Genomic DNA, 18,349 nt, shown 5'->3' with positions numbered 1-18,349 from the left:
AATAGGTACTTGATCGTTTGGCAATCTCCTACCGTCACTCGAAACAGTCCCGCAATGCGGACGCGCCGATTCAGGGGATCGAACCATGACCAGTCATCCGACGCTCAAACCGTTCAATTTCAAGAAATGGGTGGAGGACCACGCCGACAAGCTGCGCCCCCCCGTCGGCAACCAGTTGCTGCACAAGGAAGGCGACATGATCGTCATGGTCGTGGGCGGGCCGAACACCCGCGTCGATTTCCACGACGACCCGGTGGAGGAATGGTTCTTCCAACAAAAGGGCGACATGATGCTGAAGATCGCCGATGGCGGGAAAATCTACGATGTCCCCGTCCGCGAAGGTGAGGTCTTCATGCTGCCGCCTCACGTCCGCCACGCGCCGCAGCGCCCGCAGGAAGGATCCGTTGGCATCGTGGTGGAAGCCCCGCGCCAGCCCGGCATGAAGGAAGGCTTTGAATGGTTCTGTTTCAACTGCTCGGCGCTGGTGCACCGCGCCGAAGTCACGCTGGACGGGCCGGAGGGGATCGTTACCGCCCTGCCCAAAATTTACGACGCCTTCCATAACAGCACCGAAGCCCGGACCTGCCCGAATTGTGGTGAATTGCACCCCGGCAAGGGCAAACCGCCGGCGGAGTGGGTGCAACTTTGACGCCGAACAGAAAAAACTGTCAGATAACAGAACAGGGAACCTTCTCATGAACACCATCGCACGTACTCTTGCCGGGGCCACGCTGGTCCTGTCGGCTGCCCTGCCCGCCGCGGCCAAGGATTTCCGCCTGGGCCTTATCACCCCGCCGCCGCATATCTGGACCCAGGCCGCCGAAGCCTTCGGCGCCGACCTGGCCCTGGCCAGCGACGGCGCGCACAGCGTCGCCGTCTTCCCCGCGCGGCAGCTGGGCAACGAAGCCGAGATGTTGCAACAATTGCAGACCGGCGCGCTGGACATGGCGTTCATGACGGTCGCCGAAGTGTCGAACCGCGCGCCCGATTTCGGTGCCTTCTACGCGCCCTACCTGGCCCAGGACATCGCCCATGCCGGGCGCATCCTGCGCAGCGACACGGCCACGGACCTGCTGGCGCAGCTGCCGGCCACCGTGGGTGTCGTCGGCACCGGCTACGGCATGGCGGGCCTGCGCCAGATCGTCAGCCGGGGGGAGGTCAGTTCCGCCGCCGACCTGGCGGGCGTGAAACTGCGGATCACCCCGTTCGAGCCGCTGCTGGACTTCTACAACGCCATCGGCGCTGCCCCGACGCCGATGCCCCTGCCCTCGGTCTACGACGCGCTGGCCAATGGCCAGGTGGATGCCATCGACATGGACGCCGAACTGATCTGGGCGCTGAAATACTACGAACATGCCGACACGATCGTGCAATCCGACCACATGATGTTCCCCATGGTCGGCCTTGTCTCCGCCCGCGTCTGGGCCGGTCTGTCGGAGGAAGATCGCACCATGATCGGTGACCTGATGGCACAACATGTCGACGGCACGATCGACAGCTACATCGCCAAGGAAGGCCCCTGGCTGGAACAGATCGAGGCAACGGGCCGCACCTATATCAAAGTGGACGACACGTTCTTCAGCGATGCGGTCGCCAGCTGGAACGAAACATGGTCGGCCAAGACCGATGTCCTGGACGACATGCGCCAGGTCGCGGCCGACACGGCCGAGTGATCCGCCGCCCCCGTGACTGCACCTGACCACCACGCGATGCGCGCTTTCTTCGAAGGACATGTTCAATGATCGGACGTTTCTCGTCGTTCTGGGCGCGCATCGAACTCGGGGCCGCCGCCCTTCTGGGGGTGGCGATCTCGGCCCTGATCCTGCTGAACGTCGTCACCCGCAGCATGGGCGCGGCGCTGTACTGGGTGGATGAACTGGCGATCTACGCCATGGCCTGGATGACCTTCCTCGGCGCCTCTGCCGCGCTGCATTTCGGCCAGACCGTCGCCGTGACCATCCTCACCGACAAGCTGCCCGCCCCGGTTCAGACCCTTGTCGCCCGGCTGGTGGATGCCATCGTCCTTGCCTTCGCGGTGATGATGCTGTGGTTCTGCTGGCGCTGGTTCATGCCGCTGGAGCTGCTGCGCCACGGGCTGGACACCCAGGCCTTTCAGGGCGCCACCTTCAACTTCGTCTATGCCGAACCCACCACCACGCTGGGCATTCCCAAGGCCTGGGTCTGGTCCATCATGTGGATCTTTGCCCTGGGTGCCACGCTGCACAGCCTGGCCAACCTGCTGGGACAAGGCCGCGCCCAAGCGTCCGCCAAGGAGAGCCCGGCCCGATGACGCCCCTGATCTTTGTCCTGCAACTGCTGATCGCGGTGCCCGTCGCCCTTGTGCTCGCGCTCAGCGCGATCTTCTATATCTGGGACAGCGGCAATACCGTGCTTTACGACAGCTTCGCGCAGAAGATGTTCGCGGGGCTGGAAAACTACGGCCTGCTGGCGATTCCGCTGTTCATGCTGACCGGGGAGCTGATGAACGAGGGCGGCATGACCCGCCGCCTGATCAACGCCGCGCGCGTCTTTGTCGGCGGGTTTCGTGGCGGGCTGGCCTATATCAACCTGCTGGCGAACATGTTCATGGCTGCGATCATCGGGTCCGCCACAGCGCAGATCGCCGTGATGGCCCGCGCCATGACCCCCGAGATGGAAAAGGAAGGCTACGATCCCGGCTTTGCCGCCGCGACCACGGCGGCGGGCGGGCTGCTGGCGCCGGTGATCCCGCCGTCGATGATGTTCGTGATTTTCGGTGTGCTGGCGCAGATCCCCATCGGCGACATGTTCCTGGCCGGCATCCTGCCCGGCCTGCTGCTGGCCGCGGCCTTCGGCGCGGTGATCTTTGCCGTCGGCGCCGTCACCGGCTTCCCCAAGGGCGAATGGCTGAGCCGCAAGGACGCGCTGAGCGCGCTGCTCTATTGCCTGCCCGCCGCGCTGATCCCGGCGGCGATCATCGGGGGCATCCTGCTGGGCATCGCCACGCCGACCGAAAGCGCGGCCATCGCGTCGCTGTTCGCCTTCCTGATCGGCTGGCGGATCTACGGAGAGCTGAACCCCGCCGATCTCTTCACCATGTTCCGGCGCACGGCGGTCAATTCCTCCATGATCGTGTTCATGATCGCCGCCGCCAATGTCTTTGGCTGGGTCGTCATCTACGAGGAATTGCCGCAGAAACTGGCCGGGATGATCACCACGATCACCAGCGATCCGTTCCTGTTCCTGCTGATCGTCAACGTGATCCTGCTGTTTGTGGGCATGTTGATCGACGGCATCGCCGCCATCATCCTGATCGCCCCGATCCTGCTGCCGATCGCGACCAACAATTACGACATCAGCCCCTATCAATTCGGAGTGGTGATGTCGCTGAACCTGGTGCTTGGCCTGCTGACCCCGCCTGTGGGTGTGGGCCTCTACATCACCTCGTCGATGAGCGGCGTTTCCTCCGGGCGGATCCTGAAATCGCTATGGCCCTTCCTGCTGGCCGTGGCGGTGATCCTGGTGCTGCTCAGCCGGTTCCCCTGGCTCTCCACGGCGCTGATCTAGGCGCCGGACCCGCCCCGCACCCGCACCGCCCGGCATCCGCCCAACGCCGTGGATCGCCCCGGCGCGGGACCATCCGGCCACAGATTCCACATGCCGCGCTGGTCCGTGACACCGACGGCGCCCGATGCCTGGCCGATCTTCTGATCGAGGCCGAGGCCACCCTGCCGGAGACCCTCAAGGGGGTCATGGACGGTGTGAACCTTGTCGTCTCCGCGTTGGGGATCACCCGGCAGAAAGATGGGTTAGGCTACCGGGAGGTTGATTTCGGCGCCGACATGAACCTGCTTCGGGAGGCCGAAACGGCGGGCGTCGGCCGCGTCACGGCGGGGATCGGCGCGCTCTGCGGCATGGCCGGGCTGGTCACCATTCCGCCGCCGCTGGGAGAACTCTCCGGCGCCGCTTTCGGCCCGGGTGCCATCGTCAGGTTCGCCACGGTCGGGCCGGTGCTTCTGCGCGGTGAGCAAATCGCCGTCGCAAAGGTGAAACCGGCATGACCTGCGCCTCCCCGCGCCCGGCGATACAAAGGGTCCCCCTTCCGGCCCTCGGCGCCCCGCGCCGCATCCCCCGCGTGGCGCAAGGCCTTCGGCCTTTCCGAATCTCGCAGCCCGCATGGGGCCACGGGGCCCGGCCCGCGAAAGGGACGCGAGATGCGGAACACCCGCCTGCGGCCCTCAGCTGGGCAGGTATTGCGCGCTCCAGCTTTCGCTGAGCTGGCCGGATTTCAGCATCCTGTCGATGGCCGCATCGGAATATCCCAGATCGCCAAGGATCGCGCGCGTCGAGGTGCCGAACTTCTCCGTCGGGGACAGGGTGTAGACCTTTGCCCGCGTGGGGCGCACGGCATAGGGATCCAACTGGATGACTTCGTGGCCGCTGGGGTGGTCGCTGTAGAGCGAGAAGGAATAACTTCCCCGTTCGGTGCCGGGCGTGCCATCGGGCATACGCAGGTTCTCCGAACGCAGCGCGTCGATGTTGTTGCACATCGCACAGCCGATATCCGCGGCGCGCAGCCGGGCGATCCACTCGGTCGCCGGGTGCATCTGGAAGGCGCCGGCAAGGAAGGCCGCGCGGTCTTCTTCGGGCAGGTCAGGCAGATCCGACAGATCCTCCACCGCGCGGAACCGGGGCAGATCGGTCTCGTAGGCGCAGAGCAGGATGTAGACCCCCGAGGCGGTGCTGTAGAACCGGCTGAGCGGATCGTAGCCGTTGACCTCCGGCCCCGAGGGTTCGTCAAACAGCCCCCGTCCCCGGAAATCATAGGCAAACGGCACCTGAAGCAGACCGCTGTTGGAGCTGAGCGAAGTCCGCCCGCGCCCGATCCGTCCGAAACGGTATTTCTGGTAAAGCGCCGTCGCCACGGCAAGCGCGCCGCCAAACCCGCACATGACGTCGATGGTCCCGACATGGGCGTGTTCCTCCGGCCGGTCCATCGCGCCGCCGAACCGCAGCATGATGCCGGTTGTCGCCTGCACCAGATCGTCGTAGCCGATATAGTCGGTCCGGGCGCCGCGCCGCACCCCGCTGAAACAATCCAGCTTGCAGAAGATCACTTCGGGGTTCAGCTTGCGCAGGCTCTCCGCGTCCAGCCCCATCCGCTTGATCTGGCTGTCGGGCGCGTTCCAGAAGATCACGTCGACGGATTTCACGAGATCCTCGAAAACCTTGCGCCCGTGTTCGGAAGTCACATCCGCCAGGATCGACCGCTTTCCGCGCCCCTGGCTGAGACCGTAGATCACCGTGTTCCAACTGTCATACAACGGCTGCGTCGGGTCGATCTTGATCACCTCGGCGCCGAAACGTGCCAGGTAGCTGGCGGCATGAGGCCCGGCGATGACATTGCACATGTCCAGCACCCGCACGCCCGACAGCCAGCCCTCCTGCCCCTCCCCCTGCCGCGGCTCGGGAATATCGGTGCGGTGCTGGCGCAGGGCTTTCAGCGCAGCGTCGACATCGACCCAGCGGCGGGGTTCGGGGGCCAGGGCTTCCTCTCCGCTTTCCTCCATCCACACCACCGGGCCGGGCTGGATCATCTCGCCATATTCCGGGTCCCATACATCAAGCATCAGCCCCGAGGTCTCGGCATATTCGTCGTTGATCCACTCCTGCAACCAGCGCTGCGGCGCGCCCGGAATGCCGGCCCGACCGAACATGCGTTTCCATTCATGCGATGTGCGGGTCATGAAAACCTCTTTCATGCGCGCGGCGATCTTGTCGGCCCAGAATTTCGGCATGGGGTAGACCCCCAGCGAAGTATCCGACGCCCATTCCGCCTGCGGTCTGTAGGTGTCCTCCTCCTCCTGAAGGCCGTCCTCTATCATCTCGTCATAGAGGCCCAGAACCTCCAGACAGCGGCGCGCGTGGTTCTTGTGGCTGGGGCAGACGACGTAGAACATGCGCCCGTCCTTGCACATGTAGCTGCGGAAGAACGGGTCCAGCAGCTCCTGAAGATCCTCGTAGGGCAGGTTCATCGGCAGGCCCTCGACCCGGCGCCGCTCGATCTCCTGTTCACGTTGGGTCAGGTATCGGTCGGGCATGTCCGACACCTTGATGGAATTGTAGCACAGCCCCTCCATCACCGCCGCCGCCAGTGGCACCTCGATCTGGTCGCCCAACCCCGTCACCTGCCGCGATTGCAGCGCCAGCACCGTGGCCGAGGCCGCAATCTGCGCCGCATAGGCCGAGGACAGGGGCAGCGGCGAAAACGACGGGTTCAGCCCCATCAGCACCCGGTTCAGACCCATGTCGGTGAACACGCCCGAACTGGCCGCCACCACGCTTTCAAAGGCACGCTGTTCGCGGCGTTCCATGTCGTTCGAGGCAAATCCGGGGATCGAAACGGTGATCAGTTCGGGCCGCTGCCCGCGCATGGCAGCAAAGTCGATCCCCAGCGCGGCCAGTTTGCCGGGGCGGAAATTCTCGACGATGATGTCGGCCTCCGCGCAGAGCGCGCGGGCCTCGGCCAGCCCGTCCGCGGATTTCAGGTCCAGGGTCACGATCAATTTGTTGCGCATCAGCGTCGCATTGGCCGGGCTGTCCCACATCGGTCCGCCCGGCGGGTCGACATGGACGACCGTCGCGCCCAGGTCACCCAGCAGCATCGCCACGGCGGGCCCGGCGATATACTGGCCGAAATCAACCACTTTGACCCCGGTCAGGGGCAGGTTCGAGAACGAATTGCGCATGTAGCCTCCCTATTCGGACGTGGGTATCATTGACCGGCCAGGATCCACCGGGCCGCCTTCTCCGCGATCATCAGCGTCGGGGAATTGGTGTTGCCGCTGGTGATCTCGGGCATGATGCTGGCATCGACGACGCGCAGGCCGCCCACCCCCTTGAGCCGCAGATGCGGGTCCAGCACGGCGGACTTGTCGTCCGCGCGGCCCATTTTCACCGTGCCGACAGGGTGAAAGATCGTGTTGGCGATGTCCCCGGCCAGCTTGGCCAGGTCTTCGTCGCTCTGATACTGGACACCGGGCTTGTATTCCTCGGGCTGATAACCGGCCATCGCGGGCTGCGCCATGATCCGGCGGACCTGTCGCAGGCTGTCGGCGGCGACCTTCCGGTCGTCCTCGGTGGCCAGGTAATTGGGCGATATCTTCGGCGCATCGCGAAAATCGGCGGAGCGGATGCGCACATGGCCCCGGCTGCCGGGGTTCAGGTTGCAGACGCTGACCGTCATGGCAGGGAAGGTGTGCAGCGGCTCGCCGAACGCATCGAGGCTGAGCGGCTGGACGTGATATTCCAGGTTGGCATGGGCCCGCCCCGGATCTGATCGGGTAAAGGCGCCAAGCTGGCTGGGCGCCATGCTCATCGGGCCGGATCTTCTGAGCGCATATTCCGCGCCGATCATCGCCTTGCCGAACAGGGTGCCGGCCAACGCGTTCAGCGTGCGGGTGCCGTTCACCTTGTAGACCGCGCGGATTTGCAGATGATCTTGCAGGTTCTCGCCCACCGGCGCGTCTTGCAGAACCTCGATGCCGTGCTGGCGCAGCAGCGCCGCCGGGCCGATCCCCGAGAGTTGCAGGATCTGCGGAGAGTTGACCGCCCCGGCCGAAAGCACCGTCTCGCGCCGGGCCGTGACGGTGACCCTCCGGCCCTGGCGGTTGACCCGCGCGCCGGAGCAGCGCGGCGCGCCGTCCGGTTCCCGCGCAAAGGTCAGTCTTTCCACCTGCGCCTCGGTCCAGATTGTCAGGTTGCGCCGCGCCTTGACCGGCCGCAGGAAGGCCTTGGCGGTATTCCAGCGCCAGCCCGACCGCTGGTTCACGTCGAAATAGCCGACGCCCGCATTGTCGCCGCTGTTGAAATCGTCGGTCTTCCGGATCCCGGCCTCGACCGCCGCATCGGCAAAGCTGTCCAGCACATCCCAACGCAGCCGCTGCTTTTCCACCCGCCATTCGCCGCCATGGCCATGCATGTCGGAGAAGCGTTCGTTGTCGCCCGTCTTCGGATCGGTACCGCCGTCAAGCTTGTAGTGGTCCTCATGCGCCCTGAAATCCCGCAACGCACCGTCCCAGGACCAGCTCCCGTCACCGGTGAGCGCGGCCCAATTGTCGTAGTCGCGAGCCTGGCCGCGCATGTAGATCATGCCGTTGATCGACGAACATCCGCCCAGCGTCTTGCCGCGCGGATAACGCAGGATGCGCCCGTTCAGGCCCTTGTCGGCCTCCGTGTTGTACATCCAGTCGGTGCGTGGATTGCCGATGCAATAAAGATATCCGACCGGCACGTGGATCCAGGGGTAGCTGTCGACCTTGCCCGCCTCCAGCAGCAGCACCCGGTGGGCCGGATCGGCGCTGAGCCGGTTGGCCAGAAGGCACCCAGCGGAGCCACCGCCGATGACGATGAAATCGAACTCTGTCGCGGTGTCGGTCATCTGTCCTCTCCCGAATGCCGGACGACAGAGGCGCCACAACGCGGCCCGGCACCTGTCCTGGGGGGGGGCGGGTCGACGGCGCCTCCCCGCCCATCAACGTCCTCCGGTGTAGAGCGGTGCGTGGAACAATCCCAATGACATATATCTCTGAGTGATATTATCATCGCTAATATGGAACGCCTCTCCAATCTCAACAGCCTGCTGGCCCTTGTCACCGTCGCCCGGGAGGGCAGCGTTTCGCGCGCGGCGGAGGTGCTGAACCTGACCCAGCCGGCCGTCAGCCACCAGATCCGGCGCCTGAGCGAGGAGACCAACGTCACTTTCTTCAAACGGGCGCCGCACGGGCTGGACCTGACCCCGGACGGGCAGGCGCTGCTGCCCAAGGCGGAAGCCGTCCTGGCCGCGATGGCCGAGTTCCGGCAAAGCGCCAGCCGCCGGATCGGGCAGGTGTCCGGCACCCTGCGGATCGGCACGATCGTGGACCCGGAGTTCATTCGCCTGGGCCGCCTGCTGAGCCACCTGGGCGCCGCACATCCCGGCATTACCACCGAATTGGTGCATGGCATCAGCGGCGAAATCCTGGAAAAGCTGCGTCGCCGCCAGATCGACGCGGGGTTCTATCTGGCAGATCCCGACGCGGTCGCGGGGCTTGCTTCGGAGGAGGCGATGCAGGTCAAGCGGCTGGCCAGTTTCACCTATCGCATCATCGCGCCCGTCGGCTGGGAGGCGCAGGTCGCCCATGCCGACTGGCCGCAACTGGCCGCGCTGCCGTGGATCGGCACGACCGCGATCTCTGTCCACAACCGGCTGCTCAGCCGGATCTTCGCGACCCATGGCTGCACCCAGAACACCGTCGCCCTGGTGGATCACGAGGCCTCCATGCTGGAGATGGTCCGCGCCGGCGTCGGGCTGTGCCTGTGTCGCGAAACCATCGCCCTGGACCAGCAGCATTCCCTTGGCCTCAGCCTGTGCGAAACCCAAAGCCTGCCGGCCTGCCTGCTGATGCTCGCCCCGGAAGCGCGCCGGGAAGAGCCGACCGTCGCCGCCCTTTTCGATCAACTGGCCGTCGTCTGGGGATGAAACGGAGCGGCGGGCACGATGGGCGGCCCTTCCCGCCGCGGGCCGACCCGCACGCCCGACAGGCTGCGAAAAGCAACGCGAAGACCGTTACTTACCCCCCGCCCCTGCGATCACCAATGGCTGGCCCGGCCCGCGCCGGCCAACGGACCGCCGACCCCATTGCCCAATCTGCCGGCAGCTCTCGCGCCATTGAAAAGCGCAACGCCGCAATTGAGCACATCAACTTGCCAGACTGATGTATCAGTTGTAGCGTTTCTGAACCGATCAAGCGGAACTGCCTGCCGGACAGTCAGGATTGCGGGCCAAACGGCCGCTCTGGGGTCGGCCCATGCCGTGCCGTTCGCGGCCATATAGGAGAATCGCCCATGTTTCTGACCACCCGACGCACCTTCCTGGCGGCCGCCGCGACGGCCGCCCTGACGACCGGCCTGCCCATGCAGGCCTGGGGCCAGGACATGCCGGAGATCGAGTTCCTGTATTCTCCCTTTGCCGACTACGCGCCCTTCTTCGTCGCGAAGGACCTGGGATTCTTCGATGAGTTCGGCGCCGACGTGACGCTGTCGCCCAAGGGCAACACGGCCGAGACGATCCAGATGCTGGCCTCCGGCAATATCGAGGCCGGCGCCGCAACCTGGGGTGCCAGCCTGTTCAACGCGCTGGACCGGGGCGCGACCGTGTCGATCATCGCGACGCTGGCACGAATGCCCGATACTGTGCCCTCCCCCTCGCCGTTCATGGTCTCGCAACAGGCCTGGGACGCGGGCATCCAGTCGGTCGAAGACCTGAAGGGCAAGCGCGTCGGCATCCCCGGCCCGGGCGGCTTTGGCATGTATTCCGTGGCCAAGGCTCTGGAAAAAGGCGGGCTGAGCGTGGCCGACGTCGAAGCCGTCTTCCTGCCGCCCCCCGCCACCGCCGCGGCCTTTGCCAATGGCGCGCTGGAAGCGGGGTGGAGCATCGAACCCTTCGCCCACCAGCTGGAAGCGCAGGGCCTGGGCCGTCGCCTCGTGGATGATCACACCTTCGGCACCGAACTGGGCTTCATCGCGTTCAACCAGGATTTCGTGCGCGACCACGAGGATGCCGTGGTGCGGTTCATGGCCGGCTACCTGAAGGGCGCGCGGCTGCTGGACAATGGCGGCTGGGAAGACGATTCCATCGTGGAAATCGTGGCCAAATACACCGGCACAGACCCCGAGACGCTGCGCGGCATCCCCTATACCATCCGCTCCGAAGACGGCGCGATCGACATGACCTCCGTTCGCGCGCAGGAAGAATTCTTCCGCCAGGCGGGCGATCTGGCCTACGAAGGCCAGGCTGATATCGACGGTGTCTACCGCGTCGACCTGCTGGAACAGGCGAACACCCTGCTGGCGGACAACCCCTGATGGCCCCGGCGCTGAACCTGGTACAGACTGCCCCGCCGCCCGATGCGGCGGGGCCCACCATCGAGACCCACAACCTGACCAAGGCGTTCTACGACAGCGAAAGCGACCGGGTGACGCTGGCCGTGTCGGATTTCAGTTTCAGCGTGGCGCGGGGCGAATTCGTCTGCATCGTCGGCCCCAGCGGCTGCGGCAAGACGACGGTCCTGCGCATTCTGGCCGGGCTGGACACGGCGCTGAGCGGCGATGTCACCCTGAACGCCGGCACCGAACCCGCGATGGTGTTTCAGGAGGCGTCGGTTCTGCCCTGGCTGACCGTGGCGCAGAACATCGCCCTGCCGCTGAGCCTGGCAGGGGAGCCGCGCGCGCGGCAGAAGGCCCGCGTGGCCGAGTTGCTGGAGCTGACGGGGCTGGTGGATTTCGCCGATGCGCGGCCGCACCAGCTGTCGGGCGGCATGAAACAGCGCGTTTCCGTCGCGCGGGCATTGGTCGACGACCGCGAGATCCTGCTGATGGACGAACCCTTCGGCGCGCTGGACGAACAGACCCGGCTGGTCCTGCAACAAGAGCTGCTGCGGATCTGGGAGGCGACGCGCAAGACCGTCGTCTTCATCACTCACAGCGTGGACGAGGCCCTGACCCTGGCGGACCGCGTGCTGGTCATGTCGCCGCGCCCCGGACGACTGGTCGCGGATCTCGACATTCCGTTCGACCGGCCCCGCGACGTGGTGGAAATGCGCCGCGACAAACGGTTCTGGGATCTGACCTACGAGGTCTGGAACCTTCTTGCCACACCGTCGGAGGCCTGAATGACCGCTGCTCCCCGCCCCCTGCACCGCGCCCTGTCGGACAGCGAAATGCAGAAGCTGAAGGCGCCCGCCCACCGGGACCGTCTGTTTCGCATGGCGTCCTATTTCTCCCCCCTGCTGCTGTTGCTGCTGTGGGAAATCTCCAGCCGCGCCAGCCTGATCGACCCGCGTTTCTTTCCCGCGCCCAGCGCGATCGCGGGCACCGCCTGGAAGATGATCGTCAGCCTGGAGCTGTTCACCCATATCGGTGCCACCCTGCGCCGGGTCGGCGTGGGCTATGCCCTGGGCGCCGTGCCCGGTGTGGTGCTGGGCCTTCTGCTGGGCCTGTCGCAGCCGGTGCGGCGGGTGCTGGGGCCGATCTTCTCCGCTCTGTATCCGGTGCCCAAGATCGCGATCATGCCGTTGATCCTGCTCATTTTCGGGGTGGGCGACGCGTCGAAATTCGTGCTGATCGCCATCGGCGTCTTCTTCCTGATGTTCTACAACACCATGGGCGGCGTGATGCAGGCCCCGCGCATCTACATGGACGTGGCGCGCAACGCGGGCGCCAGCCGGGCGCAGACCTTCTGGCGCTTTGCCTTTCCGGCGGCGCTGCCCAGCATCTTCACCGGGCTGAAACTGGCGGCCGGGTCGTCCTACATCATCATCGCGGCGGCCGAATTTCTGGGTGCACGCAGCGGTGTTGGCTTCTTCATCTGGGCATCGTGGCAGACCTTTGCCGTGTCGCGGATGTTCGTGGGGATCGTCGTGATCTCGGTCATGGGCTACCTGACCATCCTGCTGATCGAGGCGCTGGAGCGCCGGTTCGTCCCCTGGGCCAAGCAATGACCGCCGCCGGAGAGGACAGGCCCATGGCCGGCATCGCAGGCGCCGAGACCGCGCCGCAAGGGCCCCATGTACCCGTGTCCGAGCGGATCTACGGTGACATGCGCCAGCAGATCATCCGGTGCCACATCGCACCGGGCGACACGCTGGACGCGGCTGCCATCGCGCGCCGCTACCAGGTGTCCAAGACCCCGGTGCGCGATGCGATGCAGAAACTGGCCGCCGACGGCTTCGTCGCCATCCTGCCGCGCAGCGGCTACCGCGTGGCGCCGATCACCTTTCAGGCCGTGCACGAGGTTCTGGACCTGCGCGCCGCCATCGGCCCGCATATCGCCCGCCAGGCCGCCCGCCACGCCACCCCGGCGGAAATCGCCACCCTGCGGGAGATCGTCACCGCCTATGGCGCGCCGATGGATATCGGCGAGATGCAGCAGGTGGCGCGGCGGTTTCACATGACCATCGCGCGGTGCAGCCGCAACCGGCGGCTGATCGTGCTGAACGACACCCTGTTCGACGAGTTGGAGCGCCTGGTCCGCTTTGCCATCGACTTCACCGTCAAGGCCGGAGAGCATTCGGACGAACACACCGCCCTTGTGGATGCGATCGAGGCCGGAGACGGCGACCGCGCCGCCGCGATCGAGGCGGCCCATATCAGCGGCAGCCGCGCCTTCCTGCTGGAGCGTCTGATCACCCTGGGCTACCTGTCGGAACATGAGATCCGTCTGGATCCCCCCGAGGCGGAGGCAAGCCGATGATCGCCGCCAGGGACGCCGTGGACCAGCTGGCCCGCGCGATGGGCGACAGCCCCTCCGCCGCGCTGGCCGCCGCTGCACTGGTGGAGGCCGACGCCCTGGGCCAGCCCCGGTTTGGCATCGACATGCTGGCCGAATGGTCCGGCCCCGCAGGCGCGCTGCCCGAGGGGCTGACCCCGCCGCGCGCGCTGTCCTGGGTGGATTGCACCGGCACCTGCGCGCCGCTGGCCGTCGCCGGGGCGACGCTGGCCACCGCCTGCGCGGCGCGGGACTTCGGCCTGGCGGCGATGTTCCTGCGCGGGGTGCGCGGTTTTGGCCGGCTGGCGCCCTTTGTCCGGCAACTGGCCGATGACGGGCTGGTCGGACTGATGGGCGCCGAAGGCCCCCCCTTTGTCACCCCGCATGGCGGCACCGCGCCCGTGATCGGCACCAATCCCCTGGCGTTGGCCATGGGGGCCGATGCGGACCGCGTGGTGATCGACCTGGGCACCGGCACCACCACAATGGCGGCCCTGCGCGGCGCCCGCGCCGAGGGCCACGCCCTGCCCGCCGATATCGCGCTGGACGACCAGGGCCGACCGACCTGCGACGCCGCAGCGGCGGCCGCCGTGCTGCCACGGGGTGGGCAGGTCGGCTCCCTCCTGGGGTTGATGGTCGAATTGCTGGCCGGGGTCGCCGGGGCCGGGCGGGGCGATCCGGGCGGGCGCGGCGTGTTCGTGCTGGCCGTCACCCCGGACAGGGCCGGAACCGACCCGGAGTGGCAGGCGCGTCTGGCCGGGCTGCGCCAGGACTGGACGCAGGGCGGCGGCCATTGGCCGCGCGGGGGCGGTCTGCCCCCCGACACCCGGCTGGATGCCGATTTCGAACGGCGGCTGGAGGGCTGCCTGGCCCGGCTGGCCCGGCCCGACATGGGCGACTGATCCGCCCGACGCCCTATCCCCCCGTTCTTCGCCCCGCCCGTTCTTCGCCCCCCGCCCGTTCCGCACCTCCACCCGTGCCTGACCCCAAGCACCCCGACACCCCTGACCAGATGGATCCCACATGACAGCCACCGGCCCTGCCACGCCCGATCTGCGCATTACCCCGGCCGACGGGCTGATCGACGACCCGCGCCAAATCGCCCTGACCGGGCTGACCCCCGGCGTGCTGGTCGCCATCTCCGCCCGCACCACCCGCAGCGGTGGCGCGGAATGGGACAGCCAGGCGACGTTCCTGGCCGATGCCGCCGGCACCGTCGACCTGACCCGCGACGCACCGGTGGGCGGCGATTACGCGCAGGTGGCGGCGATGGGGCTGCTGTGGGGCCAGCACCCCAGTGACGGCACCGCGCAGGAGGTCTTTGCCGATGATGTGATGGCCCCGCTGGAAACCCGGCTCACGGCCCGCAGCCAGGACGGCGCCGTGGCAGAGGCCGTGCTGACCCAACGCTTCGCCGCCGAGGGCGTCACCCGGCGTGACATCCGCGAGGACGGGCTCGTCGGCACGCTGTTCACCCCTGCGGGCGCGGGGCCGCACCCGGTGGTCCTGGTCCTGAACGGATCGGGCGGCGGCATCAACGAGGCGCGCGGCGCGCTCTATGCCTCTCATGGCTATCAGGCGCTGGCGCTCGGCTATTTCAAGGCGCCGGGCCTGTCGCCGCATATCACAGAAACGCCGTTGGAATATTTCCACACCGGCCTGTCCTGGATCCGGCGGGAGCTTGCCCCGCGCGACGGCTTCGTCGCCGTCAGCGGCCAGTCGCGCGGCGGAGAGCTGTCGCTGCTGCTGGGGGCCACCTGGCCCGACCTTGTCTCTGCGGTCATCGCCTATGTCCCCGGCGCAGTGGTGCATGGCGCGCAGGGCGCGGGCGATCCGGCGCGCGGTGGCTGGCAGGGCGATACCTGGCTGCTGGACGGCGCCCCCCTGCCGCATCTGTGGAAGAACAACAGTGCCGTCGACTGGCACCCCTGGCACGGCGATCCGCCGCCAGACCGGCACCATTCGGTGTTCTTCGAGGGGCTGAAAGACCGCGCCCTGTTCGAGGCCGCCCGCATCCGGGTAGAACGAATCGCCGGCCCGGTCCTGTTGATCTCCGGCCGGGACGACCGCGCCTGGCCCTCCAGCCTCTATTCCAAGATGGTCGTGGCGACCCTGGCAGCGGAGGGGCATCCCCACCTTGTCCGGCACCTGGATTTCGACGACGCCGGCCATTCCATCAACCTGCCCTACGTGCCGACCACCCAGCTGACCCGCGAACACCCGGTCTCCAAGGTGCCGTTCACCAGCGGCGGCACACCCGCGGGCAATGCCGGTGCCGACGACGGATCGTGGCGCGGCGTTCTCGATTTCCTGGGGGCGGTCACGGGCCGCTGAGCGTACCCCAACCCATTCGAAAGGAAAGTGTCATGACCACGACCGAACATCTTGCGGGCCAATGGCGCGAATGGCGCCACGCCCATGTCTCCACCATGTTCCGGCCCTATGGCTGGACCGCGCTGGTGGCGCAATACTGGCTGGAAGAAACCGACCGCGATGTCACCTTTGACCTGCTGCCCGGCACCTGGTCGATCGCGGAGGGGCGCATCATCCATACCCCGCCCGCGACCGGACCGGGCCTGTCGGTGAACGGCGTGCATCCCGACGGCCCGGTGGAGATCGTGCCGGGGCGCAACCAGACCTATGGGCACGGCGCCTCTGTCCCGGTCTACTACGGCACCCTGGAGGTGGAGACCCTGCTGCGGACCACGCAGGACGGGCAGAACCTCTATGGTGTGCGGGTGCGCGACCCGCGCGAGGCGACGCGGGCGGAGGACGCAGGCGTCACCGCCTTCGACTACGATCCGGCCTGGCGGCTGCCCGGCGTCTTCACCCCCTCCGGCCGGGTGGAGCATGACGCCGAAACGGTGGAACCCGGCGTGCGCGAGGCCACGCCGCGCATCGGCACTTTCCGGTTCGAGCTGAACGGCACCTCCCATGAGCTGATCCTGATCGGCAAGGATACCGCCACCGGCGTGCAGCCCGTGGCCCATGTCCGCGACCGCACCAGCGGCCCCGTCACCTACGGCGCCGGCCGGGTGGTAGAGCTGCATTTCACCGACGAAACCTGCCAGACCATCGACTGGATAGATTTCAACTACGCGGTGGCCCTGCCCTGCGCCTTTACCAATTTCGTGACCTGTCCGCTGGTCCCGCCGGAGAACCACCTGGATATTGAGATCCTGGCCGGGGAAAAACGCCCCGCCCAGACCGTTGCGCGCACCAAGACCTATCAACCGCGCGCGCAGGCCTGAACGCCCGCACGTTCAGGCCCGGCCCACGGGGCTCTCCCGTTCCGTGGGCCATCCCCTTCCGGGAGACGCCGCAGCTGCGCCCTTTGGTCGCCGCAACACCCCCCTCCCTGCCACGGTCTTGAAACTCTGGCGGTGCAGGACCATCATCAAGGGCAGGCAAGGACGACCTTGCCCGGCCAGACGGTCAGCACGCGGGACGGCCCGAAGCAAAAAGGGAGCCCTGCCATGCGCGGCACCGCGGATCGTATTCGCCAGGCCATCAGTTTCGAGATCATCGGCCTTCTCATCGTCACCCCCCTGTTCGCCTGGCTCTTCAACCACCCGTTGGGCGACATGGGGATGCTGGCCCTTCTGGGCGCCACGGCGGCGACGGGATGGAACTACGTCTTCAACCTGCTGTTCGACCACGCCCTGAACCGGCTGCGCGGGGACACGCGCAAGACCCTGGCCCTGCGCATCCTGCATGCCGCGCTGTTCGAGGCGACGTTGCTGGTGCTGCTGCTGCCGATTTTCGCCTGGTGGCTGAACGTATCGCTGATCACCGCGCTGATGATGGAGCTGACCTTTGCCGCGTTCTACATGGTCTATGCCTTTGTGTTCACCTGGGGCTATGACACGCTGTTCCCGCCCCGACGTGGCCAAGCCCCGGCCTGATCCCGATCCGATCCCGACAAGAGCCGGGCGAGGGACGAACAACGGCCGGGTGCCGGGCGGCCCCGTCGTCGCGGCACGGCCTGCGACCTGCGGACAGGCTGCCCCTGTGGGCAGCCAGCCGGCTCCGGGCGCAGCAACGGCAGGAGAACCCTGCGATCGGGATCAACGTCGCCCGCCAACCCATTGATGACAATGTCCCTGCCCCGACCGCCCGGCCTCGCCGCCCAGCCATCCACCGGCGGCGGCCAGAGGGGATCGCATCACACCATCATCCGGCGCGGGTCGGCGATCAGGCGGGCCAGGCAAGCGACAAACCGGGCGGCCTCCGCCCCGTTCAGGACACGGTGATCATAGGACAGATCCAGCGGCACCATCGACACCGGGCGCGGAACCTCCCCCTCCCATAGGGTCACGGTTTCGGGCCGTGACAGGCCCAGGATGGCCAGTTCGGGCGGGTTCACGATGGGGGTGAAACCCACCCCTCCGATCCCGCCCAGATTGGTGATGGTCAGGGAGGCGCCGCCCATTTCATCGGCCCGGATCTTGCGCGCCTGGGCGCGGGCGGCCATGTCCGAAATCTCGGACGCGATCTGCCACAGCCCCTTGGTATCGGCGTCGCGAATGACCGGCACCATCAGCCCATGCGCGGTGTCCACGGCAATGCCGATATGGACATAATCCCTCAGTATCAGTGTCTTGCCATCAGGCGACAGCGCGGCGTTGAACCGGGGAAACTCTCGAAGCGCCCGTGACACCGCCCGCAGGTGAAAGGCCAGGGCCGTCAGCTTCACCCCGCGCGCCCGCGCTTCCGGCTTCAACCGCTGGCGAAACGCCTCCAGCGCGGTGACATCGGCGCGGTCGTGGTGGGTGACCTGCGGAATCCTGGCATTGGCCGCCGACAGGTTGGCACTGGCCGCCTGGGCAAACCGGCTGAGCGGCTCTTCCCGCACCGGTCCGTAGGCGGCGTGATCGACCTGCCAATAGGCCGTGCCCTCCGCCTGGTCGGCGGCCACGGCCGCGGCGGGCGCGGGAGCGCGGTCCAGATCCTCGCGCGCGATGGTGGTCCGGCCCAACTGCTGCGCCAGACGGGCCAGGTCGATGCCCTTGTTCAGGGCCAGCGCCCGGACCGAAGGGGCGGCGATCACGTCATCCATACCGC

17 protein-coding genes are annotated in these 18,349 nt (G+C 67.1%); 14 read left to right on the top strand and 3 right to left on the bottom strand.

Annotated features, from left to right (window positions below):
- Positions 1-85: 85 nt before the first annotated feature.
- The 5 genes from G5A46_RS09395 to G5A46_RS19745 all read left to right on the top strand — a co-directional run bounded on the left by G5A46_RS09395 (position 86) and on the right by G5A46_RS19745 (position 4,040).
- Positions 86-649 (top strand): 3-hydroxyanthranilate 3,4-dioxygenase, encoded by a 564-nt coding sequence (locus tag G5A46_RS09395; protein ID WP_163849153.1) that lies wholly within the window; start codon positions 86-88, stop codon positions 647-649.
- Between the two features lie 46 nt (positions 650-695).
- On the top strand, positions 696-1,673 hold the full coding sequence (locus G5A46_RS09390) for a TRAP transporter substrate-binding protein (protein ID WP_163849152.1): 978 nt from the start codon (positions 696-698) through the stop codon (positions 1,671-1,673).
- A 65-nt stretch (positions 1,674-1,738) separates the two neighbouring features.
- Positions 1,739-2,290 (top strand): TRAP transporter small permease, encoded by a 552-nt coding sequence (locus tag G5A46_RS09385; RefSeq protein WP_163849151.1) that lies wholly within the window; start codon positions 1,739-1,741, stop codon positions 2,288-2,290.
- The gene (locus G5A46_RS09380) at positions 2,287-3,546 is read left to right on the top strand and encodes a TRAP transporter large permease (RefSeq protein WP_163849150.1); all 1,260 of its coding nucleotides are present in this window, start codon (positions 2,287-2,289) and stop codon (positions 3,544-3,546) included. Before G5A46_RS09385 ends, G5A46_RS09380 begins: the two co-directional genes overlap by 4 nt.
- A 185-nt stretch (positions 3,547-3,731) precedes the next feature.
- Entirely contained in the window at positions 3,732-4,040 is a 309-nt protein-coding gene (locus tag G5A46_RS19745) for a Rossmann-fold NAD(P)-binding domain-containing protein (protein WP_239520708.1), read from the top strand.
- Positions 4,041-4,217: 177 nt separating this feature from the next.
- Here the strand turns inward: G5A46_RS19745 and G5A46_RS09370 are convergent, their stop codons facing one another.
- Positions 4,218-6,728: a CoA transferase gene (locus tag G5A46_RS09370; RefSeq protein WP_163849149.1), complete on the bottom strand. Its 2,511-nt coding sequence runs from the start codon at positions 6,726-6,728 to the stop codon at positions 4,218-4,220.
- A gap of 26 nt (positions 6,729-6,754) precedes the next feature.
- Positions 6,755-8,419 carry a GMC family oxidoreductase gene (locus G5A46_RS09365; protein ID WP_163849148.1) on the bottom strand — a complete coding sequence of 555 codons (1,665 nt, stop codon included), beginning with the start codon at positions 8,417-8,419 and terminating at the stop codon, positions 6,755-6,757.
- A 171-nt stretch (positions 8,420-8,590) separates the two neighbouring features.
- Between G5A46_RS09365 and G5A46_RS09360 the strand changes: the two genes are divergently transcribed.
- From G5A46_RS09360 to G5A46_RS09320, 9 genes are all read left to right on the top strand, one after another.
- Positions 8,591-9,499, top strand: coding sequence for a LysR family transcriptional regulator (locus G5A46_RS09360; protein ID WP_163849147.1), 909 nt, complete (start codon positions 8,591-8,593; stop codon positions 9,497-9,499).
- 365 nt (positions 9,500-9,864) lie between these two features.
- The gene (locus G5A46_RS09355; protein WP_163849146.1) at positions 9,865-10,884 is read left to right on the top strand and encodes an ABC transporter substrate-binding protein; all 1,020 of its coding nucleotides are present in this window, start codon (positions 9,865-9,867) and stop codon (positions 10,882-10,884) included.
- Complete coding sequence (locus G5A46_RS09350; RefSeq protein ID WP_163849145.1) at positions 10,884-11,690, top strand: ABC transporter ATP-binding protein; 807 nt, start codon at positions 10,884-10,886, stop codon at positions 11,688-11,690. The genes G5A46_RS09355 and G5A46_RS09350 overlap by 1 nt, the downstream gene beginning before the upstream one ends.
- On the top strand, positions 11,691-12,518 hold the full coding sequence (locus G5A46_RS09345) for an ABC transporter permease (protein WP_163849144.1): 828 nt from the start codon (positions 11,691-11,693) through the stop codon (positions 12,516-12,518). It abuts the gene before it with no gap.
- A gap of 23 nt (positions 12,519-12,541) precedes the next feature.
- Positions 12,542-13,270: a GntR family transcriptional regulator gene (locus tag G5A46_RS09340; RefSeq protein ID WP_163849143.1), complete on the top strand. Its 729-nt coding sequence runs from the start codon at positions 12,542-12,544 to the stop codon at positions 13,268-13,270.
- Positions 13,267-14,187 (top strand): Ldh family oxidoreductase, encoded by a 921-nt coding sequence (locus G5A46_RS09335; protein ID WP_163849142.1) that lies wholly within the window; start codon positions 13,267-13,269, stop codon positions 14,185-14,187. The genes G5A46_RS09340 and G5A46_RS09335 overlap by 4 nt, the downstream gene beginning before the upstream one ends.
- 121 nt (positions 14,188-14,308) lie before the next feature.
- Positions 14,309-15,619, top strand: a complete 1,311-nt coding sequence (locus G5A46_RS09330; RefSeq protein WP_163849141.1) for an acyl-CoA thioesterase/BAAT N-terminal domain-containing protein — start codon at positions 14,309-14,311, stop codon at positions 15,617-15,619.
- A 32-nt stretch (positions 15,620-15,651) separates the two neighbouring features.
- Positions 15,652-16,536 carry a DUF1684 domain-containing protein gene (locus G5A46_RS09325; protein ID WP_163849140.1) on the top strand — a complete coding sequence of 295 codons (885 nt, stop codon included), beginning with the start codon at positions 15,652-15,654 and terminating at the stop codon, positions 16,534-16,536.
- 225 nt (positions 16,537-16,761) lie between these two features.
- Positions 16,762-17,190, top strand: coding sequence for a PACE efflux transporter (locus G5A46_RS09320; protein WP_163849139.1), 429 nt, complete (start codon positions 16,762-16,764; stop codon positions 17,188-17,190).
- 260 nt (positions 17,191-17,450) lie between these two features.
- Here G5A46_RS09320 and G5A46_RS09315 read toward each other — a convergent pair whose 3' ends face one another.
- Positions 17,451-18,344 carry a 2-oxo acid dehydrogenase subunit E2 gene (locus G5A46_RS09315; RefSeq protein ID WP_163849138.1) on the bottom strand — a complete coding sequence of 298 codons (894 nt, stop codon included), beginning with the start codon at positions 18,342-18,344 and terminating at the stop codon, positions 17,451-17,453.
- Positions 18,345-18,349 lie beyond the last annotated feature (5 nt).

Source organism: Pseudooceanicola aestuarii, assembly GCF_010614805.1.
Lineage (GTDB): Bacteria > Pseudomonadota > Alphaproteobacteria > Rhodobacterales > Rhodobacteraceae > Pseudooceanicola > Pseudooceanicola aestuarii.
Note: the sequence above shows the minus strand (reverse complement) of the source record. Positions and strands in the feature narration are given on the sequence as shown.